Source organism: Sphingobacteriales bacterium, from assembly GCA_016699615.1.
Taxonomy (GTDB): domain Bacteria; phylum Bacteroidota; class Bacteroidia; order Chitinophagales; family JADIYW01; genus JADJSS01.
The window spans coordinates 785,336-808,704 of the sequence record CP064984.1; the positions used below are offsets into that span (position 1 = coordinate 785,336).

The 23,369-nt window shown below is 30.2% G+C and carries 20 protein-coding genes and 1 pseudogene; 11 read left to right on the plus strand and 10 right to left on the minus strand.

Going from position 1 to position 23,369, the window contains the following annotated elements; translation table 11 throughout:
* Nucleotides 1-7: 7 nt before the first annotated feature.
* On the minus strand, nt 8-2,575 hold the full coding sequence (locus IPK18_03800) for an ATP-dependent Clp protease ATP-binding subunit (GenBank protein QQR99293.1): 2,568 nt from the start codon (nt 2,573-2,575) through the stop codon (nt 8-10).
* A 108-nt stretch (nt 2,576-2,683) separates the two neighbouring features.
* Nucleotides 2,684-3,502 carry a crotonase/enoyl-CoA hydratase family protein gene (locus tag IPK18_03805; GenBank protein QQR98659.1) on the minus strand — a complete coding sequence of 273 codons (819 nt, stop codon included), beginning with the start codon at nt 3,500-3,502 and terminating at the stop codon, nt 2,684-2,686.
* Between the two features lie 62 nt (nt 3,503-3,564).
* On the opposite strand from IPK18_03805, the gene bshA reads away from it, so the two are divergent.
* The 3 genes from bshA (at nt 3,565) to IPK18_03820 (ending at nt 6,697) form a co-directional block, all read left to right on the plus strand.
* Entirely contained in the window at nt 3,565-4,719 is a 1,155-nt protein-coding gene (bshA, locus tag IPK18_03810) for an N-acetyl-alpha-D-glucosaminyl L-malate synthase BshA (protein ID QQR98660.1), read from the plus strand.
* 69 nt (nt 4,720-4,788) lie between these two features.
* The gene (locus IPK18_03815) at nt 4,789-5,964 is read left to right on the plus strand and encodes an acetyl-CoA C-acyltransferase (GenBank protein ID QQR98661.1); all 1,176 of its coding nucleotides are present in this window, start codon (nt 4,789-4,791) and stop codon (nt 5,962-5,964) included.
* A gap of 115 nt (nt 5,965-6,079) precedes the next feature.
* On the plus strand, nt 6,080-6,697 hold the full coding sequence (locus IPK18_03820; GenBank protein ID QQR98662.1) for a hypothetical protein: 618 nt from the start codon (nt 6,080-6,082) through the stop codon (nt 6,695-6,697).
* A 264-nt stretch (nt 6,698-6,961) separates the two neighbouring features.
* Here IPK18_03820 and IPK18_03825 read toward each other — a convergent pair whose 3' ends face one another.
* Genes IPK18_03825 through IPK18_03835 form a run of 3 tightly spaced genes read right to left on the minus strand, consistent with a single transcriptional unit; the run spans nt 6,962 to nt 9,750 of the window.
* Entirely contained in the window at nt 6,962-8,578 is a 1,617-nt protein-coding gene (locus tag IPK18_03825; GenBank protein QQR98663.1) for a LysM peptidoglycan-binding domain-containing protein, read from the minus strand.
* 24 nt (nt 8,579-8,602) lie between these two features.
* Nucleotides 8,603-9,247, minus strand: a complete 645-nt coding sequence (locus tag IPK18_03830; GenBank protein QQR98664.1) for an O-methyltransferase — start codon at nt 9,245-9,247, stop codon at nt 8,603-8,605.
* Complete coding sequence (locus IPK18_03835) at nt 9,247-9,750, minus strand: biotin/lipoyl-binding protein (GenBank protein ID QQR98665.1); 504 nt, start codon at nt 9,748-9,750, stop codon at nt 9,247-9,249. Before IPK18_03835 ends, IPK18_03830 begins: the two co-directional genes overlap by 1 nt.
* Nucleotides 9,751-10,224: 474 nt before the next feature.
* Here IPK18_03835 and IPK18_03840 point away from each other — a divergent pair, with 474 nt between their 5' ends.
* Nucleotides 10,225-11,130: a hypothetical protein gene (locus IPK18_03840; GenBank protein ID QQR98666.1), complete on the plus strand. Its 906-nt coding sequence runs from the start codon at nt 10,225-10,227 to the stop codon at nt 11,128-11,130.
* Nucleotides 11,131-11,526: 396 nt separating this feature from the next.
* On the opposite strand, the gene IPK18_03845 is transcribed toward IPK18_03840, so the two are convergent.
* Nucleotides 11,527-12,234, minus strand: a complete 708-nt coding sequence (locus IPK18_03845; GenBank protein QQR98667.1) for a ribonuclease H-like domain-containing protein — start codon at nt 12,232-12,234, stop codon at nt 11,527-11,529.
* Nucleotides 12,235-12,323: 89 nt separating this feature from the next.
* Here IPK18_03845 and IPK18_03850 point away from each other — a divergent pair, with 89 nt between their 5' ends.
* Nucleotides 12,324-13,277 carry a hypothetical protein gene (locus tag IPK18_03850; protein QQR98668.1) on the plus strand — a complete coding sequence of 318 codons (954 nt, stop codon included), beginning with the start codon at nt 12,324-12,326 and terminating at the stop codon, nt 13,275-13,277.
* 3 nt (nt 13,278-13,280) lie between these two features.
* On the opposite strand, the gene IPK18_03855 is transcribed toward IPK18_03850, so the two are convergent.
* Together IPK18_03855 and accC are read right to left on the minus strand one after the other, a co-directional pair.
* Nucleotides 13,281-14,738, minus strand: coding sequence for a hypothetical protein (locus IPK18_03855; GenBank protein QQR98669.1), 1,458 nt, complete (start codon nt 14,736-14,738; stop codon nt 13,281-13,283).
* A gap of 7 nt (nt 14,739-14,745) precedes the next feature.
* Nucleotides 14,746-16,101: an acetyl-CoA carboxylase biotin carboxylase subunit gene (accC, locus tag IPK18_03860; protein QQR98670.1), complete on the minus strand. Its 1,356-nt coding sequence runs from the start codon at nt 16,099-16,101 to the stop codon at nt 14,746-14,748.
* Nucleotides 16,102-16,266: 165 nt separating this feature from the next.
* Between accC and IPK18_03865 the strand changes: the two genes are divergently transcribed.
* From IPK18_03865 to apaG, 4 genes and pseudogenes are all read left to right on the plus strand, one after another.
* Nucleotides 16,267-17,514, plus strand: a complete 1,248-nt coding sequence (locus tag IPK18_03865; protein ID QQR98671.1) for an MFS transporter — start codon at nt 16,267-16,269, stop codon at nt 17,512-17,514.
* A 72-nt stretch (nt 17,515-17,586) separates the two neighbouring features.
* A complete protein-coding gene (locus IPK18_03870; GenBank protein ID QQR98672.1) occupies nt 17,587-17,817 on the plus strand; it encodes a hypothetical protein in 231 nt (76 codons plus the stop codon).
* Nucleotides 17,818-17,895: 78 nt separating this feature from the next.
* Nucleotides 17,896-18,971 (plus strand): annotated as a pseudogene (aroC, locus tag IPK18_03875) (chorismate synthase).
* A gap of 3 nt (nt 18,972-18,974) precedes the next feature.
* Complete coding sequence (apaG, locus tag IPK18_03880) at nt 18,975-19,361, plus strand: Co2+/Mg2+ efflux protein ApaG (protein ID QQR98673.1); 387 nt, start codon at nt 18,975-18,977, stop codon at nt 19,359-19,361.
* Here apaG and IPK18_03885 read toward each other — a convergent pair.
* Nucleotides 19,358-20,083 carry an OmpA family protein gene (locus IPK18_03885; GenBank protein QQR98674.1) on the minus strand — a complete coding sequence of 242 codons (726 nt, stop codon included), beginning with the start codon at nt 20,081-20,083 and terminating at the stop codon, nt 19,358-19,360. The genes apaG and IPK18_03885 overlap by 4 nt on opposite strands.
* On the minus strand, nt 20,007-20,324 hold the full coding sequence (locus tag IPK18_03890; GenBank protein QQR98675.1) for a hypothetical protein: 318 nt from the start codon (nt 20,322-20,324) through the stop codon (nt 20,007-20,009). Before IPK18_03890 ends, IPK18_03885 begins: the two co-directional genes overlap by 77 nt.
* Nucleotides 20,325-20,458: 134 nt before the next feature.
* On the opposite strand from IPK18_03890, the gene IPK18_03895 reads away from it, so the two are divergent.
* Nucleotides 20,459-21,064 (plus strand): OmpH family outer membrane protein, encoded by a 606-nt coding sequence (locus IPK18_03895; GenBank protein QQR98676.1) that lies wholly within the window; start codon nt 20,459-20,461, stop codon nt 21,062-21,064.
* A 75-nt stretch (nt 21,065-21,139) separates the two neighbouring features.
* On the plus strand, nt 21,140-23,368 hold the full coding sequence (locus IPK18_03900; GenBank protein ID QQR98677.1) for a bifunctional (p)ppGpp synthetase/guanosine-3',5'-bis(diphosphate) 3'-pyrophosphohydrolase: 2,229 nt from the start codon (nt 21,140-21,142) through the stop codon (nt 23,366-23,368).
* Nucleotide 23,369 lies beyond the last annotated feature (1 nt).

Below are 23,369 nucleotides of genomic sequence, written 5' to 3' on the forward strand. Positions count from 1 at the left end.
AATAATATTATTCTTCTTTTGCTGTTTTTTTCTTTTTCTTCTTGATATCGAATATTAATTTTTCACTCTGATTTTCATCAATATTTACAATGATCGTATCACCAGCTTGTACATTTTGGTTCAAGATTTCTTCTGCCAAAGGATCTTCAATATATTTTTGAATTGCTCTGTGTAATGGTCTTGCACCAAATTGTGGATCGTAGCCTTTTTCTGAAATAAAATCTTTTGCTTTTTCAGATAATTCGATATTAAATCCAAGTTTCTCTAATCTGTCGTACACATTTTTTAGTACGATATCTATGATTACATGTAAGTTTTCTTTAGATAAAGAATTAAACACAACAACATCATCTATTCTATTTAAAAACTCTGGAGAGAAAGTTTTTTGCAATGCTTTTTGAATTACACCACGAGAAATATTATCAATATTATCTTGTATTGTTTGAGTAGCAAAACCTACACCCACGCCAAAATCTTTTAGCTGACGCACACCAATATTTGATGTCATAATGATGATAGAATTTTTGAAATCTACTTTTCTACCTAAGCCATCTGTTAATTGACCATCATCTAAAACTTGTAATAAAATATTGTATACATCAGGATGTGCTTTTTCTATTTCGTCTAATAGAATTACTGAATATGGTTTGCGTCTTACTTTTTCTGTAAGTTGCCCACCTTCTTCGTATCCTACGTATCCTGGAGGCGCTCCAATTAATCTTGATACAGAGAATTTTTCCATGTATTCACTCATATCAATTCTGATTAATGAATCTTCCGTATCAAACATATATCTTGCTAAAGCACGTGCTAATTCTGTTTTTCCTACGCCAGTTGGTCCTAAGAAAATGAATGAACCAATAGGTTTTTTTGGATCTTTTAAACCTACTCTATTTCTTTGAATTGCTTTGGTAATTTTTGCAACAGCATCATCTTGTCCTACAACTTGTTTTTTCAAATCTTCGGCCATTAATGTTAGGCGTTTGCTTTCACTTTCTGCTACACGACTAACTGGAATGCCTGTCATCATTGCAACTACTTCAGCAATATCTTCTTCAGCAATTGGATATCTTTTTGTTTTTGCATCTTCTTCCCATTCAACTTTTGCTTGCAACAGTTGCTCTTGTAGTTTCTTTTCAGTATCTCTAAGTTTTGCTGCTTCTTCGTATCGTTGGTTTTTTACTACTTGATTTTTTTCTTCCTTTACTTTTTCAATTTCAGCTTCTAAATCAGTAATATTTTGTGGTACGTGAATATTTTTTAGATGCACACGTGCACCAACTTCATCCAAAATATCAATTGCTTTGTCTGGTAAAAATCTATCTGTAATATATCTTGTACTTAATTGAACGCATGCTCTAATTGCTGCATCATTATACATTACATTGTGATATTCTTCGTATTTAGATTTTAAATTTGTAAGTATTGTTACAGTTTCTTCTGGGCTTGGTGGATCTACAATTACTTTTTGGAATCTTCTATCTAATGCACCATCTTTTTCTATATGTTGTCTATATTCATCTAATGTTGATGCACCAATACATTGTAATTCACCTCTTGCTAATGCTGGTTTGAAAATATTTGATGCATCTAATGAGCCTGTAGCACCACCAGCACCTACCATTGTATGTATTTCATCAATGAATAAGATAACATCTCTATTTTTTTCTAATTCAGTCATGATGGCTTTCATCCTTTCTTCAAATTGTCCTCTGTATTTTGTGCCAGCAACCAATGCCGCCAAATCTAGCGAAACAACTCTTTTGCCAAATAATACTCTTGATACTTTTCTTTGTATTATTCTTAATGCTAAGCCTTCAACAATTGCTGTTTTTCCAACGCCAGGTTCACCAATTAATATTGGATTATTTTTCTTTCTTCTTGATAATATTTGTGATACTCTTTCTATTTCACTTTCTCTTCCAACAATTGGGTCTAGCTTTCCATCTTCGGCTAATCTTGTAATATCTCTACCAAAATTGTCTAAAACTGGTGTATTCGATTTTGTTCCAGCCTTTTTGGCAGTTGTGCCACCTTGTCCTGTGCTACCTCCAAAGTTTTTTCCTCTATCATCATCATCAGCATCATCAAAAGGTTCATTAGGCAATTCAAAATTTACCTCATCTATTCCTTTTTCGTTTTGTAAAAACTCTAATTCCGCTCTGTAAACTTCATATGTTACATCCCATTTATTTAGCAACTGGGTAACTAAATTATCTTTGTTTTTTAGTATTGCTAATAATAAATGTTCCGTAGCTACAGTATCTTGCTGCATAGATTTTGCTTCTAATAATGTAATTTTCAGAACTTTCTCTGCTTGCTTAGTCAGTGCCAAGCTTGATGTGTTTGTTGGTATTGCTGTTACTTTATCTTTTATAGCATCTTCAATTTTTCTTTTTAGTAATGAAATATCGCTCTGTAAAGATTGTAATACTTTTAATGCCATACCATCTCCTTCTCTGATTAGACCAAGTAATAAGTGCTCTATACCTATTTGGTCATGTCTAAGTCTAAGTGCTTCTTCTCTACTGAAAGAAATCACTTCTCTTAATTTGGGTGAAAATTTAGCTTCCATAATATTTACTTGTTCAAATTTATTGCCAATTTTATTAACTGACATTATGTAATTATAATCAATAATATTATCTATACAAAAGATTTTTAAAAAAATATTTGTTAACTCTTAGTCTTCAAATATTGGATTGGATTTACTCATTTTTGCTTGGAATGCTGCCATCAAATCATTAGAGAAAAAATGTGCTGCATTCCAGTTTGCCATAAACTCTAAACTATCTGTAACTGTATGGTCTCTTGAATAAACTAAATTTCGTTTTGAGCCACGAACAGAAATTGGAGATTTGCTTGCAATTAGTTGTGCAATTTCAGTCACACCTTCCAACATCTCTGTTTTGTTGGCATATACTTTATTCACTAATCCTGCTTGTAATGCTTCAGTAGCTGTAAGGTTTCTGCCTGTGTATGCTAATTCTCTTGCAAGTCCATCAGGAATAATTTTTGGTAATCTTTGTAGTGTGCCAATATCTGCAACCATACCTAAATCTATTTCTTTTATACAAAAATAGGCATTACTTGTGCAATATCGCATATCAGTTGCTGCAATCATATCCAAACCAGCACCAATACATCCTCCATGTACTGCAGACAATACTGGCTTAGATATTTTCTCGAATGTGCTTACAATTTCTTGAAAGTCAAATAATATTTTTTTGAATTGTTCTCTTTTTCTTCCTTCGCACTTTGCATTTGCTCTCTGATTGATAGAAAAAAGCATATTTACATCAATTCCTCCACAAAATATCTTATCGCCATTTCCACTAAAAATTATCACTCTTACTTCTGGTGTGTCATCACAATAATTCAATGCTGATTGTAGTTCTTGCCATGCTTCTTCGTTTAAAGAATTAGCTTTATCTGCTCTATTAATTCTAAGATGAGCAATCTTATTTTCAATGTTTAATTCAAAATATTTGTATTCATTCATATTAAATTATATATTTTATGTGAATGTAAGTAAATTATTGGAAAATGTACTAACTTGCACCTATGAATATTGGAATTGTTTGTTATCCTACATATGGTGGAAGTGGCGTAGTTGCAACAGAATTAGGCAAAGCATTAGCAAACAATGGTCATCAAGTACATTTTATTGCATACAGAGAACCAGCAAGACTTTTGGATACTTTTAATGCAAATATATTTTATCACGAAGTTAGTTTAGCTGATTATCCATTATTTGATTATGCACCATATGAAACTGCATTAGCTAGTAAATTAGTAGATGTTGCTATCAATGCAAAATTAGACTTATTTCATGTGCATTATGCAATTCCACATGCATCTGCTGCGTATATGGCAAAGCAAATTCTATTGACAAAAAAAATATTAGTTCCAGTAATTACAACATTACATGGTACAGATATTACTTTAGTTGGAAAAGACCCAACATATGAGCCAGTAGTTACTTATTCAATTAATAATTCTTGTGGCGTAACTGCTGTTTCTGAAAGCCTGAAACAAGATACTTTAGCACATTTTAAAATTGAAAAAGATATTGTAGTAATTCCAAACTTTATTGATTTCTCAAGATTTAAAAAAACAAATAAAGAGCATTTTAAAAAAGCAATTGCACCAAATGGTGAAAAAATTATAGTACATACCTCAAACTTTAGAAAAGTAAAAAGAATTGAAGATGTAGTGTATGTATTTCAAAAAATTCAAGAAAAAGTACCTTCAAAATTATTAATGATTGGTGATGGTCCTGAAAGACAACATGCGGAAGTTCTTACTAAAATGCTACAAATCAATGACAATGTTCGTTTTCTTGGGAAACAGGATGCAATTGAAGAGCTGCTTGCTATTGCTGATATATTTTTGATGCCATCAGAAAGTGAAAGTTTTGGATTAGCTGCACTTGAAGCGATGGCATGTGAAGTGCCTGTAATTTCTTCAAACGCAGGTGGTATTCCTGAAGTAAATATTAACAATCAAACTGGATTTACACTTGACATTGGTGATATTAATGGGATGGCAGAAAGAAGTTTAGAACTATTAGAAGATAATGAAAAGCTACAAATCTTTAGGAAAAATGCTTATGAACAAGCAAAGCAATTTGACATCCAATTAATTGTTCCATTGTACGAATCATATTATCAAAAAATATTAGAAAAGGTAAAAGTAGATTACTCTTGCCATTTATAATTAATAATCATTTCAAACATAAATCTAACTATCTAATTTATTTAACTTTATTTTTATAAAAAAAACAACATGAAAGAAGTATTTATAGTATCTATGGCAAGAACACCAATTGGAAGTTTAGGTGGTGTTTTGTCATCTATCAATGTAATTGAATTAGGAAAAATTGCTGTACAAGCTGCCATTCAAAGAGCAAATATTGATGGCAATATGGTAGATGAAGTAATCTTGGGTAATGTATTGCAAGCAAATGTAGGACAAGCTCCAGCTCAACAAGCATCTATTGCTGCTGGCATAAATACAAAAACACCATGTACAACCATTAATAAAGTATGTGCATCTGGAATGAAAGCAATTATGCTTGGTGCACAATCTATACAACTTGAAGACAATGATGTTGTGGTTGTTGGTGGTATGGAAAGTATGAGTAATGCTCCACATTATTTGCCAAGTGGAAGAAATGGAATAAGATATGGTAATGGTGAAATTTTAGATGCCATTGTACGTGATGGTTTGCAAGATCCATACAAAAAATATATGATGGGTAATGCTGGTGAAGTTTGTGCCAAACATTATCATTTCACTAGAGAAGACCAAGATAATTATGCAATAGCATCTTATGAAAGAGCAATTGAAGCCTATAAAAATAATGCATTTAAAGATGAGATAGTTCCTGTAGAAATAGCATCAAAAAAAGGAAATATTGTAATTGCTGAAGACGAAGAATATAAAAAATTTGACAAAGAAAAAGTGGGTGCACTTAGACCAGCATTTGAAAAAGAAGGCACAATTACAGCAATCAATGCATCTAAAATAAATGATGGCGCAAGTGCAATGGTATTAATGAGTGGAGAGAAAGTTAAAGAATTAGGATTAAAACCATTGGCAAAAATAATATCATTTGCTGATGCATCTCAAGAACCAGAATGGTTTACAACAACACCGTCAAAAGCAATTCCCAAAGCGCTACACAAAGCAAATATTTCTATTGATGATGTAGATTTCTTTGAAATCAATGAGGCGTTTTCTGTAGTGGCACTAGCTAATATGAAAGAATTAAACATTAGTCATGACAAAATAAATGTGTATGGTGGTGCTGTTGCGTTAGGACATCCAATTGGCAACTCTGGTTGTAGAATTGTATGTACACTAATATCTATTTTACAACAAAAAGATGGAAAACTTGGTGTGGCTGCAATATGTAATGGTGGTGGTGGTGCAAGTGCCATTCTGATTGAAAAATGTTAGTGTTGTTATTTATAATCAATCTAATTTTTATTACTTAAGAAAAATACCTAATATTCGTTATCTAACTTTTATAAAAATTGATTATTTTTAGGCACAAATTAATTCAAATTAGTATATGAAAAATCAATTAAAAACAATGTTGGTAGTGTTATCAGTGATAATGCTAACCTTGCCTTCTAAGGCAGAAATGGGCATCAGCTATGCAAACCTGATGAAGGACACTAAAAAATCTAAAAGTAAATCTAGTGGTGATGCTGCATCTGAAAAAGGTGATTTCGTAATCCAAGCAGACTTTAACTTAGGTACAATCTATTCTGGTTATGGTTATGGCTGGGGTGGATATAGTAGATTTACACCTGGTTTTACAATGAATTTTGACTACAATGTACATCAATATGCTGGTGTTGGTGCTTATGTAGGTATGAATTTCAATAAGAACTTCTTTATGATTGGTGTTGGTGCTAGAGGTGTTTTCCACTGGTGGCAATTGTTAGATGATAAAGTAAGTGCTGACTTAAAAGCAGACAAAATTGATTTCTATTTACCATTGCATTTAGGTGTTAAAATGATAAGCTGGAGACATGATTTAATTGATGATAAAATGAGAGTTAGATTTAATGGTGGTTCTGGCTTAGGTTTCAGATACTATTTTACACCAAAAATTGGTATGAATTTAGAATGGGGATGGCAAGAATTAAGCTGGGCAAAAATTGGTGTGCAGTTTAAATTATAATAATCAATACACTAACTTAAACTATAACGCAACTCAAAAGAGTTGCGTTTTTTGTTTCTCTATATTTTGTATTGATACATTATTCTAGACAACTAGGACAAAATCCAAATGAAATTTATGTTCTAATTTTATAATGTAGCAGTTTGTTAATGAATTGTGACAAGACATATGATTAATTTCCAACCTACAGTATTTATGCTATAAAGTATTTGGCTATTTCCAGCTAGCCTAAGTATATAAAAAGATAATTATAATCTTTTATATCTATTTTATTCTTAAATAAGTGCCTAGTTTTATGATATTATCTTGAATATTATTCCACTCAATTAAGTTTGCAATTGTAATGCCATATCTATTGCTAATATTGTACAATGTATCGCCTTTTACTACTAAATGCTTGCCTTCTTTCGGCACGTCAAGTGCATCAGGAATTTTACTATAATCTATGTCTTTATCTTGATTACTTATCTTTTCAATACTTATTATTTTTTCATTTCCTAAAGAATCTATTTCTGATTTTACAACAGTTGTTTCTTGAATAATATATGATGAACCTGCTGTCTCAGTTTTTGGAAAAGGTTTTACTGGATTTGGTTCAACTAATTTTTTGGCATCTTCCCATTCTAAAATAGTATTGCTATCTACAGAAGTTTTATGCTTTTCTGATAACTTAGGATAAATAGTATCTTTTATTGTAGTTGTGTTTTTCTTTTCTTTTAAGTTATCATCATAAGTTTTTATTTTCTGTTCCACTTTTTGTTCTACATTTTTTTCGTTGTCAAATCTTAATTCTGGTTTGTTTTTAATTTTACCTTTCAACACAATTTCAGAGCCAACTTTTGGTTCTTCGCCATTTTCCAATTGGTTCATCTTTAATAAGCTACTCAATTGCACACCATATTTTTGAGATATAGACCACATATTGTCATTTGCTTTTACTTTGTGTGTTGATGTTTTAGATTTAGTTTTTTTATTTTCTACATATAAGTATTGATTGTCCAAAACAATATTTTCGTCTTTGATATCATTGTATTTCATCAAATCTTGTACACCTATTTTCAATGACTGTGCAACTTGCTGTAAGCTTTCATTGTTGTACATTTTTACTGCTTTTAGCTTATTGTGTTCATATACTTTTTTTGTTTTTGGTTTAGTAGATGTTGTTTTTTCTACTTCTTTCTTCTCATCTACTGATTTTTTGTTGTCCTGTTTTTTATTCTTTCCCTCATTACCAACATTTGGCTGATTTGGCAAATTCAATTCTACATATTCTGTAACTTTTTCCTTAGGTGGTTCTACTTTTATTGGCGTTGATAGAAATTGATCTGTCTTTTGTTTTTTTACATCAACTGGTTGATATGAAACATGCGTACCATCATCAAATTTATATAGCTCATACAACTCAATATATTTTATTAAATTTTCTGGATACTTCGGATTTGTGGCATAACCAGCAGCTTTCAATTCGTATGCCCAAGCTTTATAATCTTTAATATCTAATGTAAATAAATTGGCATATCGTTTTCTATTCATCAAAAATTCTGAATGGTCAATATATGATTGCTCTGCATTGTCGTACACTCTAAAACATTCATTGGGTGCATCGTCAGTGTATTTAAAAGTTTTGCCTGTCCATGTTTCATGGCATTTTATGCCAAAATGATTGTTGGTGTTTGTTGCTAAATAACTTTTTCCAAAGCCAGATTCGTACAAGCCTTGTGCTAATGTAATACTTGCAGGAATTTTTGCTCTTTTCATTTCGGCAACTGCTATATCTTTATACTTTTCTATATATGCAATAGCATCTGGATGTTGCTTATCTTGTGCATTTGTATTCATCAAGAAAATAAAAAAAGAAAGTATTATGAATATATTTTTCATAAATTATATTTTAAAGTTATTATATTAAATATTATTAGTTTTTCTTATAAAATTTATTCCATCTCTAATAGATAAAATTACATTTTCTACACGTTTGTCATTTGCCACTTTCTCATTAAATTGATGCAATGCCAATGTATCTTTGTCTTTATTATCTTGCGTAATTTTTCCACTCCACAAAACATTATCAGCTAAAATGATGCCATTTGTATTTAGCTTATCGATGACTAAGTCGTAATATTTGGAATAATTTTGTTTATCCGCATCAATAAATACAATATCAAACTTATAATCTAGTTTTTGTATTTCATCAATGGCATTACCAACTATCATGGTAATCTTATCTTGCAAGTTTGCTTTTTCAAAATATTGATTGCAATTATCTGCCAATTCTTCATTGCAATCTATCGTAAATAACTGTCCATCCTGTTGCAATCCTGATGCTAAACAAATGGTAGCATAGCCTGTGTATGTGCCAATTTCTAATACATATTTAGGTTTTACTAATGATGATATCATTTGCAAAAAAATGCCTTGCACTTGCCCAGAAAGCATCTGTGGCAGTAATACATTTGCATTTGTAAATCTATTTAATTCTGATAATACATCCTGTTCTTTTGAAGAATACATTTGGATATATTGTTCTATATCTTTAGGTACTATATTCATTATTCCTTTTCTATAAGTAGCTGATTTTTATCTACTGCTTGTTTCTGATTTACAACAATATTTTTCACTTTTCCAGTGCCTGTTGCTTTAATAATATTTTCCATTTTCATTGCTTCGAGTACCAATAGGTTATCACCTTTTTGTACTTCTTGACCAACTTCTACAAATACATTCAATACCAAACCTGGCATTGGCGCAAGCACGTTGTCCATCTTATCACTACCATGCGTGCTCATGCCCATTTGCTCCAACAATATATCCAATTCATCTTCCAAGTTTATCGTGTACTCGTTTCCATTTACATTAATATTAAATACTTTGTTTGCAAAATCTGCGTTTATCACTTCAATATTATATGATTTGGAGTCATCTATAGCATGATATTTTTGTTGATATATATGTACAATATCTATTTCGGTAGGTTTTCCATCAATTGATATTGTATTATTTTCAATTGCTACTTGATGTACTTTCTCATCATTATACAACACATTATACTTCATTATATTTTATTTATAAATATTAAATATTATTTTACTTATATTATTTGCTACAAAATAATAAAACTGCCTTATATTTAAAAATATATTCTTTGAATACATGTTAATAAACTTTTTTAATGTAACAATATAGCAATTCGTATTGTCATCAGTCGACTAATATAATGTAGCAATTTACTAATTCAATAATGTATTATCGTTGATGATCAGTCGACAAAAATAATGTAGCAATGTTCCAATTCAATAATGTATTGTCATCAGTTGACATTATAACCGAACGTTTTATAGCATAAAAGCTGTAGAGGTTGCTGTGCTATGTGCAGACATGTGTTAACATCTGTCTAATGCAAGGGAATACATTACACTTAAACTCAACCTAAGCAAAAAAATAGGCACTACACCACATCCATAATAATTTAACATGACTTGACATTTTCATAAAAAAATATTATCTTGTGTATAACAAAAACAAAAATTATGAAAAATTTAACCTTATTAATGTGCGGAGTTTTAGTATTCTTTTTATTCTCTTGTAATAAAGACAATAATGAAGAAGATAAAGCCAAAGCTGCAACAGAATTGTATTATTGTGCATGGAAAGACTCTTTAGTTGGAAAAATTGAGCTTAACAATGGCAATTTAAATAGTATTGTAGCAAAAGGCATTGCTGACAATATTTCAGGTAGAGGTCCAAATGGGATTACTACTGATGGAACTAATCTTTATGTTGCACTAGAAGTTAATGATGGTGCAATTCTTAAAATTTCTACTACAGGAACTGTTACAGTATTATATTCAGGAGTTGATGCAACAATAAAACCAACTGCAATAGTGTATAATAAAAAAAATAATATGTTATATTGGATTTCTGAAGATGCTTCTAAAATATATTATGCTAATACCAATGGAACAGGTACTCCGACTTCATTATTTGGCAATGAGTCTATTGAAGCTGATGGATATGGTTTAGATATAGATTTAAAAACAAATAAAATATATTTTACAGATTGGGATAATATTTGGGTAGGTAATTTAGATGGTACTGGTACGCCTACAAAATTATATAATACTATATATGATACCATAGAAAGTCCATCAAGTATTCTTGTTGATAATACAAATAATAGACTATATTATACAGATGAAAATACAAATGTAGTAGCTTATGCAAACTTAGATGGAACTGGAAACTTTCATATTTTATTTGATTATGATAACGATGATGTTGATAGAGCAGATGGCTTAGCAATTGATTTTGTTACCAATAAGATTTATTGGTCAGAGACTTTTTCAGGTAGAATAAGAGTTGGCAATTTAGATGGAACTGGTACACCTACAACTTTATTAATTCAAGATGAGGTTTATAAAATAATACTTAAATAAAAAAACAAATCACAATCAGTTAGGTATATGCTACATGTATCTAACTGATTTCTACTTTGTAGATTCAAATTTAACTCAGTAAAAAAAATAGGTACTATAACACATCTATCTTTATTAATAAATAAAACCCTTTGTGCTGTTTAAATATCTAATATATTCGCCTTTGATTGGCTTGTAGCCAACAAACAACTAACTAAATTGTATTGCACGTCATTCATCGCCATCTTTTAAAAATAAAATCTTTCTTTTTTTAAATATACATTTATATTATCTTAAAAGCAAATATTGTTGCTCCTAAGTTGGGCGTGGATTATTATTATTTTTGTACTTAAGCAAACACACTTATCAAAAAATCACCACCACATTATTGAATTAGCACATTGCTAAATTATTCAATTATCCATCAATCAAATTCAAACCTTTTAGTTTCAAGATGATATTTGCTACAGTTAGTACATCTTTTTCGCAGTAGGTTTTTATACGCTCCAATCCGTTTTCGTACCAATATGTTTTCCCAACATCTTTGCCAGAAATATCGTCTTTTGGCGATGGAATACCTAAACAGTGTGCTAATAATTTTAATGAAATATAATTTTTATAATCTCCAAATTTCCACAAATCCATAGAATCTAAAGAGCCATTTTCCCATGGTTTTTTGTTTTGTAGACTAAGTAGTAAATCAGGAATTTTTTGATTGTTCATAAGGCATCTTCGACAAATGTATGGTATGTCAAATTCTTTTATATTGTGCCCACACAAATTTATTCCAGGGTTTTGTTTTGACGCTTTGTTTAGAAATGCAGTAAAATTTGCTAATATTTCTTGTTCATCATCACCATAAAAAGATTTGGCAGTAAATTGATTGAACAATCCATCGTTGGATACTGTGCCAATAGAAATGCAAACTATCTTTCCAAATTCTGCTAAAATGCCAGCATTATTAAAATAAAATTCTGCAGGTGTTTCTTGTTCAGTTCTGTTTTTTCCTCTTTTTTCTTCCCATAGCAATTGCTCGTAACTACTAAGTAATTCTAGGTTCTTTTCTCTAGGTACGGTTTCTATATCTATGAAAATCAAATTGTTGATATTAGGAATTTGAAGCATATGTTAAATTTATTAAGTTTTTATAACATTGAAAATATGATAGATATACAATATTAATCATAATTTTGCTAACTTTAAAAAAGTTTGTTATGGAAGAACAGAAAAAAGAGAATAAAAGTTACCATTTACTTTATATTGGTTTAATTGCATTGTTGTTAGGTGGTTTGGTATTTACAAGCTTAAAACTTAAAAAACAAAAGGAAACAATAATCGTTACTGAAAATCAAAGAGACGAAGTTTCTGCTTTGAAGGCTGAGTTGGAGTTAAACTATAAATCTGCTTTAAGTGATATAGAAACTTATAAAGTTGAAAATTCAGGATTGGATAGCATTTTAAATCTAAAAGAGATTGAATTGAATGCGAAAAGAGCAAAAATAGATGCACTTTTATCACAAGCAGGAACAAACAAAAATGCATTGGCTCAGGCTCAACAGTTAATTAAAGAATTGGAGAATGAGAAAATTGCATTTAAAAATTCAATCGACTCATTAATAAGTGTGAATGGCGAATTGTATACTAAAAATGAAAATCTTAATTCTGAACTAAACCTAACGAAAGAAGAGAAAGATAAAATTGCAAGACAAAAGCAATTATTAGAAGAAGAAAAATCTAAGATGCTAGAGAAGATTGACAAAGCATCTATACTAAGTGTAGCTAATATTAATTGTACACCAATAAGAGTAAATAAAAAAGGTAAAGAAGAAGAAGTAACTAAAGCAAAAGATGCTCAAAAATTAAGAGTTTGCTTTGACATATTACAAAATAAAATTGCGCCAAAAGGCCCAACTGAATTAGTTGTTAGAATAATTGGAACTGATGGTTCTACCATTCAAATTCAGGCATTAGGTAGTGGCACATTTACTGAGGCTACAACAGGAAATGATATTCCTTTTACTTATTCTATTTCGCCAACTTATGATAATGAAACGAAACAAGTTTGTTCTTATTGGAAACAAAACTATTCGTTCACAGCAGGAAAATATTCTGTAGAAGTTTATCAAAAAGGTTTGTTGATTGGACAAAGTAGCTTTAGTTTAAAATAGTTGCTATTGCAATCTATTTAGGCCAGCTTTTGCTTCAGCATTTATACTGTTTTCGTATTCGTCTTTTGGTTTCTGTATAGCTTTATTGTAATACTGAATAGCAAGACTATTTTTCTTGTTATTTTCAGAGTATCTACCTAATTGTAAACATGCATTCGCACCAAAATAATAATCAGTATTTAAGCATTGGTTGATGGTGAGAATATATAAATCATTTGCTTCTTTTACCATTTTTAGTTTGTCGCAAATTCTTGCTTTTCTATAATAGTATTCTGCTAAATTTCTGCCTTTTAAATTTTTTACAGTTACTAAGTTTATCTTATCTAATGCTTGCTGAAGGTAATTACCATCAAACAAAATTCTTGCTTGCAATAGTGTTTTGTCTGGCAATATATTTCTTTCTGCTTCTTTCTGTGCAGATTTGTCTTCATCAGTTATTGCTTCTTTCTGATTTTTGCAAAGTTGTATATACTTAAAATATAAATCTGGTTTATTTTGAATAACATAATACCATGCTATTTTTCTGTAGCATTCTTTGATGTATGAATTTCCTTTAAAATTATTAATATATTTCTGAAAATATTGAATAGAATTATTATCTAGCTTTTGCAAATATGCATTGCCTAACATATAATCTAAAAAATAAATTGGATACACATCATTTTGGTATTGGTATGATTGTATAATTTTTATGACATCATCATTTTTGCCTAAATGTTGCGCTACATTTGCTTTTACAAAAACATATAAAATATTATCACTAGTTTCTAAATAATAATTAGATATAGTACTCCAAGCTTTTTGTTGGTCTTTATTCAAATGCAATTGTAGAAAAGTATACAATATCACAGCTTCATCTCTAAACTCAAAATTTTTATCTTGAATTACAGTTTGCAATTCTTCTAAACCTTGATTGATTGAACCTTTGAGTCCTAATATTTTTGCACCTACTTTGTAATTGTCTGGCACTGCACCAAAAACAGTATGCAAGAAGCCCAAGCTTTTCATATTTGCTTTGAAGTTTGGATATTTTTTTTGATTTTCATTCAGCAAATTATATGCTTTTTTAATTTCGAAAATGGCACCTAAGTATTCTTTGAATTTTAGTTTGCACAATGCCCATTGCAAATGTATTTCTGCCTGTGTGTACAAATAGTAAGGTGTATTCTTATTTGCAGTTTTTAGTTTTTCAATTCTCTTAGTTACATTTTTTTCAACTATGGCATATTGAGTTTTATCTTCAGAAATATATAATTTAAAAAAATCTATATAATTTTCTACAAAATATGGAAAGAAATTTTTAGCATCATCTTTCTTTATTTTTTCGAGTGTGATGCTCGCTGCATTAAACTTAAATTTAAAAATATCTTGATATGCACTTTGGCATGTTGCATTAAAACTCAAATCTTGCGAAAAGGCAATATTGTAGACTAATAAGTATAGTACAAAAATATATTTCAATACCTTTTTATTCAAAATCAGAATAGTCAAATTCTTGTTCTTCTAAAAATTTAGTTGTAAAATTTCCATTCACAAAATCAACATTCTCCATCAATTTTAGATGAAATGGAATAGTTGTTTTTATGCCTTCAATTTTCATTTCATTCAAAGCTCTTTTCATTTTTTGAATGGCTTCTTGTCTTGTTTTTGCTTTTACAATTAGTTTTGCAATCATCGAATCATAAAAAGGAGGAATAGAATAATTTGGATAAATATGTGTGTCAATACGTACGCCAATGCCACCACTTGGTATATAGTTTGTTATTTTTCCCGCTGATGGTTTAAAATTATCTAGCGGATCTTCTGCATTTATTCTACATTCAATAGCATGATGTGTTGGTAAATATGCTTTCTGTTCTAGTTTCTTACCATTTGCAATTTCTATTTGCAATTGAATTAAATCTACATCTACTACTTCTTCTGTAACTGGATGTTCTACTTGTATACGTGTATTCATTTCCATAAAATAGAAATTCTTGTATTTATCTACCAAAAATTCTATAGTACCAACACCTTCGTATTGTATAGCTTTTACTGCATTCGTTGCAGCTTTTCCTAGTTTTTCTCTCAGAGCATCATCTACAAATGGTGATGGACTTTCTTCTACCAGCTTTTGATGTCTTCTTTGTATAGAACAATCTCTTTCGCTAAAATGTGCCGCATTGCCGTATTGGTCGCCAGCCACTTGTACTTCAATATGCCTTGGTTCTTCAATATATTTTTCTAGGTACATGCCAGCATTTCCAAAAGATGCTCCAGCTTCTGTTTGCGCACGAGACAAATTTTCTTCAAACTCTGATGCTTCCCAAACAATGCGCATGCCTTTGCCACCACCACCAGCAGTTGCTTTTAATATGATTGGATAGCCTATTTCTTCTGCCAATTTCTTGCCTGCATCAATGTCTGTTATCAATCCATCCGAGCCAGGAATAACAGGTACTTTTGCTTTTATCATGGTAGATTTTGCAGTAATTTTGTCGCCCATGGCTGCAATTTGCGATGGTTTTGGCCCAATAAATTTTATATTATGTTCTTCGCATCTTCTTGCAAAATTTTCATTTTCTGCCAAAAATCCATAACCTGGATGTATGGCATCAGCTTTTGATAGAATTGCAGTTTGCAGAACGGAATCTATATTTAAGTAAGATAATTTACTTTGAGGTGCACCGATACAATAAGCTTCATCAGCTGACTTTATACGCAAACTATCTTTATCTGCTGTAGAATATACTGCTACAGTTTTTATATTTAGCTCTTTACATGCTCTAATTACTCTAAGTGCAATTTCTCCTCTATTTGCAATTAATATCTTTTGTATGCTCATCTTGCTAATCAATTATTTTTTATTACTACTACTAACAAATATAATGCATTTTTAAATAACGCCTACAATCATACCATTTGCAGAATTTTTGAAATATATTATTTTTAAAAAATCATTGTTTTTTATTATAAAAAAGAAAAATAGAATTTATATTTTGCATTAAGAATGGATAGTTTAGATAGTCTGATTTTAGATAACGACGAATTGCCACATCGAAGACGAAATGAATTTTTAATCGTTTTGTTACTTTCATTTATTACATATATATGTACTGTCGATTCTATGCTCATGATGCCATTGATGAATATTGTGATGGATACTTATCAGATTGGTGCAAAAACATCTACAATCATTATTTCTATATATTCTTTTACAGCATTTATAGCTGGTATTTTGTCTTCTGGCTTTATGGATTTGTATGATAGAAAAAAATTATTACTCATAACTTTTATTGGTTTTACAATTGGCACTGGACTTTGTTCTTATGGAACAACATTCTATTTAATGATAATTTACAGAGGTTTTACAGGAATTTTTGGAGGCATTATTGGTGGTGTTGCTATGTCTATTATTAGTGATTTAATTCCATTTCAACGAAGAGCAACAGCAATCAGTATTATTTCACTTTCATTTGCAATGGCAGCAATCACAGGCATTCCATTTGGAATATATTTGAGCCAGAATTTCAATCTATTTCTTCCTTTTAAAATTTTGACGATAATTTCTATACTTACTATTTTTGCTATCATCGTTTGGATTCCACCAGTCAAAAAACATCTTCAAGAAAAAAGGAAGAAAAAGTTTAGTCTAAAACATATTACTCAAGTATTCCTAGACAACAATCAACTATTATCATTAATACTTGCTTTCTTATTGGTGTTTAGTCATCAGGTGGTGATAGTTTTTGTGGTGCCATATTTTGAAAACAATATTGGATTTAGCCAAAAATGGATACCAGTTATGTACTTAATTGGTGGAATTGTTACTGTAATTACATCACCAATAATTGGAAAAATGTCTGATAAGATAGGCAATAAGACAACATTTATTATTTTACTATTCTTATCTTTTATACCAATCATTCTTACCACACATATACAAAAAGCAACAATTCCAATAGTTATTATGATTTGTGCCACTTTTTTTATTTTTGCTGCAGGCAGAATGATTCCAGCATATACCATTATGTCTGGTGCAATGACTAAAGAAATGAGAGGCGCATTTATGAGTACAAGGTCAGCATTTTTGGAATTAGGTACCTTTGTGGCAACAACAATAAGTGGTTTTATTGTTACAATAGATAAAACAACAGGCATAGTATCAAACTATAAGACAGTAGGTTATATTTCAGTAATGGCAGGATTAATATGTTTATTGATTGTATTGAGAATAAGAATAGTATGCAAAGATTAATTTTTTGTTGATTTTTATGACTAAAGGCTATATTGTATTATAATTTTTTATAAATTTGTCAAAAATTACCTTATGGCAAAGTTGACAAAAGTATTTGGAGCGATTATGTGTTTTTTAGGCACTGTTTGTTTATTGGTTACTTTATTTATTTATCTAAATTCTTCTGCATATCTAAATTACAATGTAGATAAGCAACCATCAATTGCAAAATTAGGTATATTTCCATTTTTCTTTTTAGGTGCGGCTCTACTTACTTTTGGTATTTTATTTGCAAAAGACAAAGTATTAGACCAACATCATTAATAAATTCTTTTTCTAGAATTAATTATAAAATCAAATACCTTTTTTCTTTATTAGAAATACTAATGCTATCTTTATTTCATGGCAGGAAATTCTTTTGGCGAAATATTTAGAATTACAACTTTCGGAGAAAGTCATGGTGTGGCATTAGGTGTTGTTATCGATGGCTGCCCAGCAGGAATTGAGATAGATACATCTTTTTTACAACAAGAATTAGACAGAAGAAAGCCAGGACAATCTAGTATTGTAACACAAAGAAAAGAAGCTGATGAATTTGAGATACTATCTGGTGTTTTTGAAGGTAAAACAGAAGGTACACCTATTGGTATCATCATTAGCAATCAAGATCAAAAATCACACGATTATTCTCATATAAAAGATGCATTTCGTCCTTCACATGCAGATTTTACTTACCAAGAAAAATACGGATTTAGAGATTACAGAGGTGGCGGACGCTCATCAGCGCGCGAGACAGCAGCAAGAGTAGTTGCAGCTGCAGTGGCAAAATTAATCCTTAAAAAATTTGGAATAGAGATACAAGCTTATGTATCTAAAGTTGGACATTTGCAACTCAATAAAAATTATACTCAACTAGATTTATCACTTACAGAAACGAATGATGTGCGTTGTCCTGATGTAGATATGGCTAATCAAATGATTGATTATATCAAACAAATTAGAAAAGAGGGCGACACAATTGGTGGCATTGTAAGTTGTGTGGCAAAAGGTGTTCCTGTTGGTTTAGGCGAGCCAGTTTTGATAAATTACACGCAGATTTAGGGAAAGCTATGCTTTCTATCAATGCACGCAAAGGTTTTGAGTATGGCAGTGGCTTTTCTGGATTAGATTTAAAAGGCAGTGAGCATAATGATATTTTCTATAATGATAATGGCACGATAAAAACAAAAACCAATTATTCTGGTGGTATTCAAGGTGGCATTAGCAATGGCATGGATATATATTTTAATGTTGCGTTTAAACCAGTTGCTACAATAATGCAAGCACAAGATTCTATAGATATTGATGGCAATGCAACTACAGTTGTAGGCAAAGGAAGACATGATCCATGTGTGTTGCCAAGAGCTGTTCCAATTGTAGAAGCCATGGCTGCATTAGTTCTAGTAGATCATTTACTAAGAAACAATATTTACAAATAAATTTTGGATACATTAACAACAAATGGCGTTACAGTTTCTGTAGAAACTAATTATTTGGAGCAACAATCAAATCCAAGTAGAAAAAGCTTTTTGTTTGCCTATACAATAAAAATAAATAATGGCAATAATTTCCCAATTCAAGTTTTGTTTAGACATTGGATAATTAAAGATGCACTCATGCAATTGCGCAAAGTTGATGGCGAAGGTGTTGTTGGTGTGCAACCAATCATATTACCAAATGAGTTTTTTGAATACACATCATATTGTGATTTCGAAACAGAAATTGGGCAAATGAAAGGACATTATTTGGTTAGAAACTTACTCAATCAATCAGAGTTTTTTATTGATATTCCAATGTTTGCTATGTACGCAAATGGTGTACTCAATTAGTTGCTAAGCAATTGCATTACCTTATCAATTTTTGGTGTTAGTATTATTTCAGTTCTTCTATTTTGAGCTTTTCCTTCAGGTGTTACATTTGTTGCTTTAGGCGAAAATTCGCCTTTTCCACTTGCCATCAATTGTAATCTACTAACAAAATATTTTTCTGTAAGAATATGTAAAACACTGCTTGCACGCATTAAACTCAAATCCCAATTATCTTTCAAAAAACCATTATTGCTTTTGTATGGTACATTGTCTGTGTGTCCTTCTACATTCACCATAATATCTGGGTTCTTTTTGATAACTTCAGCCAACTTTCCGAGCGCTTCAATACCTTTTGCTTCTACAATTGTACTTCCAGATTTAAACAAAAGTTTATCAGACATAGATACATATACTTTTCCTTCTTTAGAATATACTTCAAGTTCGCCAGCATCAAATTGTGTTAATGCATTTTTAATTGTATTTTTTAAATTTTCTGATTGGAGTTTCTGCTCATTTAAACTTTTCTCTAATTCATTTATTCTATCACTTTTTAGTTGAATTTCATTTTGTAAACTAGCCAAAGATTTTTCTTTTTGATCTAATACTTGTTTTTGTTTTTCTAAATCTATTTGCATTTGTAGCAATTCTGCATTTGTTTTTTGGTTTTCATTCTGCGCATTTTTTAATTTTTGTTGATGTTCTGCATCTAGCTTTTCCTTTTCTGCTTGTGCCTTCCAAATCATTTTTCATATTTTCAATCAATTCTGATAAATTAATTGAATCAGTTTTTAACTTATCTATTGCTTGCGAAAGCATCAATTTATTTGCTTCTGCATCAGATTGTACTTGTGTTAGGTTTTTATCTATATTATTTTTATCAACTTGAGTTTGCATATATTTATCCAGCAAACTATCATATTCTTTTTTTGAGACGCATGAGCTAATAAATAATATACATAAAAATAGTATAAAATTGGTTTTCATATAAAATATATTTTAACCAAAAGTAATTGAAACTATTTGAAATACTTTATGAATAATATAAACAAATGTTAGAATAGTTTTTTGTTAATACTAAGTAAGTACAAAGGAATTGTTGATTTTATTATATTTGCATCATGAAAAATTTATCATTAATACTCAATGCCATTTTATTCTTATTAGTTGGCGTTTTATTTTATCTACACTTTAATTCAAAAAGTAAAAATAGTTCTCCAGTTGTTGTAAAAACACAAGATGGAAAAACGCAAACTGTAAGTGGTACTGTGATTGCATATTTTGATATAGATTCTTTTCAAAATAATTATTCTTTATACAAACAAAAGAAAATTGAAATTGAAAATAAACAACGTGCTATTGAAAACGAAGTTGCAAAAGATGAGCAACGTATACAAAATATGATTGCTGGATACCAAAAGCAAGCAGAAACAATGACTGAAGAAGAATATTATACTGCACAGCAAAAATTGGCTGTAGAGCAACAGAAAGCACAGCAAAAAGCAGAAAATTCAACACAATTATTATTAAAAATGACAGATAAATTCAATAAAGATTTAATGGAGTCAATAATTGAATATCTAAAAGAGTATAACAAAGACAACAAATACACTTATATTTTACCATATACCAAAGAGTCTCCAAACTTATTGTATGTTGATGAAAGATTTGACATTACAAAAGAAATAATTGATGGTATGAACGAAAAGGCAAAATCAAAAAAATAAAATAGATATATTGTTTATTGTTTGAATTTGTAGTAAAATATAATTATTTTAGGTTATAGCTATGCTACAAATTTTATGATAAGTCAAGAACCAGAAATATTAGCAAAAGAAAAACAAGCAATCCTAAAAGATTACAGACAACTGTTGCGTGCAGCGCAAGCTAAAATGAATAAAGGCGATGATAAAAGAATACGCCATGCATTTGAAGTAGCTGTAGATGCACATAAAAATCAACGCAGAAAAAGTGGTGAGCCATACATACATCATCCAATTGCTGTAGCAAAAATTGTTGCAGAAGAAATTGGCTTAGGCACAACCTCTGTTATCTGTGCATTGTTGCATGATACAGTAGAAGACACAGAACTTACTTTAGAACAAATAAAAAAAGATTTTGGACCAACAGTTTCCAAAATAATCGATGGTCTTACTAAAATTAGTAAAATATCAGACCAAACAGAATCTATACAAGCAGAAAACTATAGAAAAATCTTATTGACATTATCAGATGATATTCGTGTAATCTTAATCAAAATTGCAGATAGACTACACAATATGCGTACGCTGAATGATATGTCTAAAAAAAATCAGCTTAAAATTTCTTCAGAAACATTATACCTATATGCACCATTAGCACACAGATTTGGTTTATATTCTATCAAAGGTGAATTGGAAGATTTAGCCATGAAGTATATAGAACCAGAAAGATATAAAGAGATTGCAAAACTATTGGATGAAACCAAACGCGAGCGCACAAAATATATAAATGACTTTGTAAAACCATTGCAAGAAGAATTAGATAAATCTGGCTTGAAAGCAAACGTTTTTGGTAGACCAAAATCTATATCATCTATTGCACACAAAATGAAAAAGAAAGGTGTGAATTTTGATGATGTGTACGATAAATTTGCGATTCGTGTAATATTAGATTCTGAACCAGAGAAAGAAAAAGCAGATTGCTGGCAAGCATATTCTATTGTTACAGACAAATACAAGCCACAACCTAATAGGTTAAGAGATTGGTTGTCGCATCCAAAAGCAAATGGCTATGAATCTTTGCATACAACAGTAATGGGTCCATCAGGAAGATTTGTTGAAGTACAAATTAGAAGCAAACGAATGGATGAAATTGCAGAGAAAGGCTTGGCTGCTCATTACAAATACAAAGAAAATAGATTAAAACCTAGCAACACAGCAGAAGAAGCTATAGAAAGTTGGTTGGCACAAGTAAGAGAGTATCTAAAAAATCCAGATACCAATCCTGTAGAATTTATTAACGATTTTAAACTAGAATTATATAATAAAGAAATATATATATTTACTCCAAAAGGAGAAATGAAAATTCTTCCTGTTGATGCAACTGCATTAGACTTTGCCTATGCAATACATACAAATATTGGCGACCAAACTATTGGTGCAAAAGTAAATAACAAATTGGTACCTATTGGGCATGTGCTAAAAAACGGCGATCAAATTGAAATCATTACATCAAAAAAACAAAAACCAAATGAAGATTGGCTAAATATTGTTACAACTTCGAGAGCAAAATCTAAAATTAAAAATTCTTTAAAAGAAGAGAAAAGAAAAGTAGCAGACCATGGAAAAGAAATTTTAGAGAGAAAATTATCTCAACTTAAGGCAAACAACAATAATGAAAATATCAATACAATAATGATATTTTATAAAGAACCGAGTACTTTAGATTTAATGTATCGCATAGGAAATAATGAGATACAATTAAATGAATTAAAACAACTAAAGAATGTTGGTGGCACACTAGAATTACCAAAAATAGAGAAAGACAAAAAAGTCGAAGAAAAAGAATTTGTACAAGAGCCGAGTTTTTCTAAAAACTCAGAGTTAGTAATCTTTGGCGAATCATCTAGTCAATTTCCATATGAAATGGCAAAATGTTGCAATCCAATTCCAGGTGATGATATTATGGGTTTTATCTCTATTAATGGTGTTATTAAAATTCACAGAACAGGTTGCAACAACATCGTCAATTTGGCATCAAGGTATGGCTATAGAATCATCAAAACAAGTTGGACAGCAAAATCATCACCAGAATTTTTAACAACAATAAAACTAAATGGTTTAGATGATATTGGTGTAATGAACAAAATTACATATATTATTTCTCAAGAAATGAAACTAAATATGCAATCTATTGCATTAGAATCAAAAGGTGGAATGTTTGAAGGAATAATAAAAATATTTGTAAAAAATAATGAACAGCTAAATACATTACTAGACAAATTGAACCACACAAAAGGAATTCATCAAGTAATTAGAGAAGAGTTCTAAA

Bases quoted from the DNA above. Each gene is read 5' to 3' on its own strand.
- IPK18_03845 (QQR98667.1), bottom strand. From the start codon at position 12,234: ATGCTTCAAATTCCTAATATCAACAATTTGATTTTCATAGATATAGAA.
- IPK18_03815 (QQR98661.1), top strand. From the start codon at position 4,789: ATGAAAGAAGTATTTATAGTATCTATGGCAAGAACACCAATTGGAAGT.
- IPK18_03820 (QQR98662.1), top strand. From the start codon at position 6,080: ATGAAAAATCAATTAAAAACAATGTTGGTAGTGTTATCAGTGATAATG.
- IPK18_03870 (QQR98672.1), top strand. From the start codon at position 17,587: ATGGCAAAGTTGACAAAAGTATTTGGAGCGATTATGTGTTTTTTAGGC.
- IPK18_03900 (QQR98677.1), top strand. From the start codon at position 21,140: ATGATAAGTCAAGAACCAGAAATATTAGCAAAAGAAAAACAAGCAATC.
- accC (QQR98670.1), bottom strand. From the start codon at position 16,101: ATGAGCATACAAAAGATATTAATTGCAAATAGAGGAGAAATTGCACTT.
- IPK18_03840 (QQR98666.1), top strand. From the start codon at position 10,225: ATGAAAAATTTAACCTTATTAATGTGCGGAGTTTTAGTATTCTTTTTA.
- bshA (QQR98660.1), top strand. From the start codon at position 3,565: ATGAATATTGGAATTGTTTGTTATCCTACATATGGTGGAAGTGGCGTA.
- IPK18_03865 (QQR98671.1), top strand. From the start codon at position 16,267: ATGGATAGTTTAGATAGTCTGATTTTAGATAACGACGAATTGCCACAT.
- IPK18_03850 (QQR98668.1), top strand. From the start codon at position 12,324: ATGGAAGAACAGAAAAAAGAGAATAAAAGTTACCATTTACTTTATATT.
- IPK18_03825 (QQR98663.1), bottom strand. From the start codon at position 8,578: ATGAAAAATATATTCATAATACTTTCTTTTTTTATTTTCTTGATGAAT.
- IPK18_03800 (QQR99293.1), bottom strand. From the start codon at position 2,575: ATGGAAGCTAAATTTTCACCCAAATTAAGAGAAGTGATTTCTTTCAGT.
- IPK18_03805 (QQR98659.1), bottom strand. From the start codon at position 3,502: ATGAATGAATACAAATATTTTGAATTAAACATTGAAAATAAGATTGCT.
- IPK18_03895 (QQR98676.1), top strand. From the start codon at position 20,459: ATGAAAAATTTATCATTAATACTCAATGCCATTTTATTCTTATTAGTT.
- IPK18_03885 (QQR98674.1), bottom strand. From the start codon at position 20,083: ATGATTTGGAAGGCACAAGCAGAAAAGGAAAAGCTAGATGCAGAACAT.
- IPK18_03830 (QQR98664.1), bottom strand. From the start codon at position 9,247: ATGAATATAGTACCTAAAGATATAGAACAATATATCCAAATGTATTCT.
- IPK18_03835 (QQR98665.1), bottom strand. From the start codon at position 9,750: ATGAAGTATAATGTGTTGTATAATGATGAGAAAGTACATCAAGTAGCA.
- IPK18_03890 (QQR98675.1), bottom strand. From the start codon at position 20,324: ATGAAAACCAATTTTATACTATTTTTATGTATATTATTTATTAGCTCA.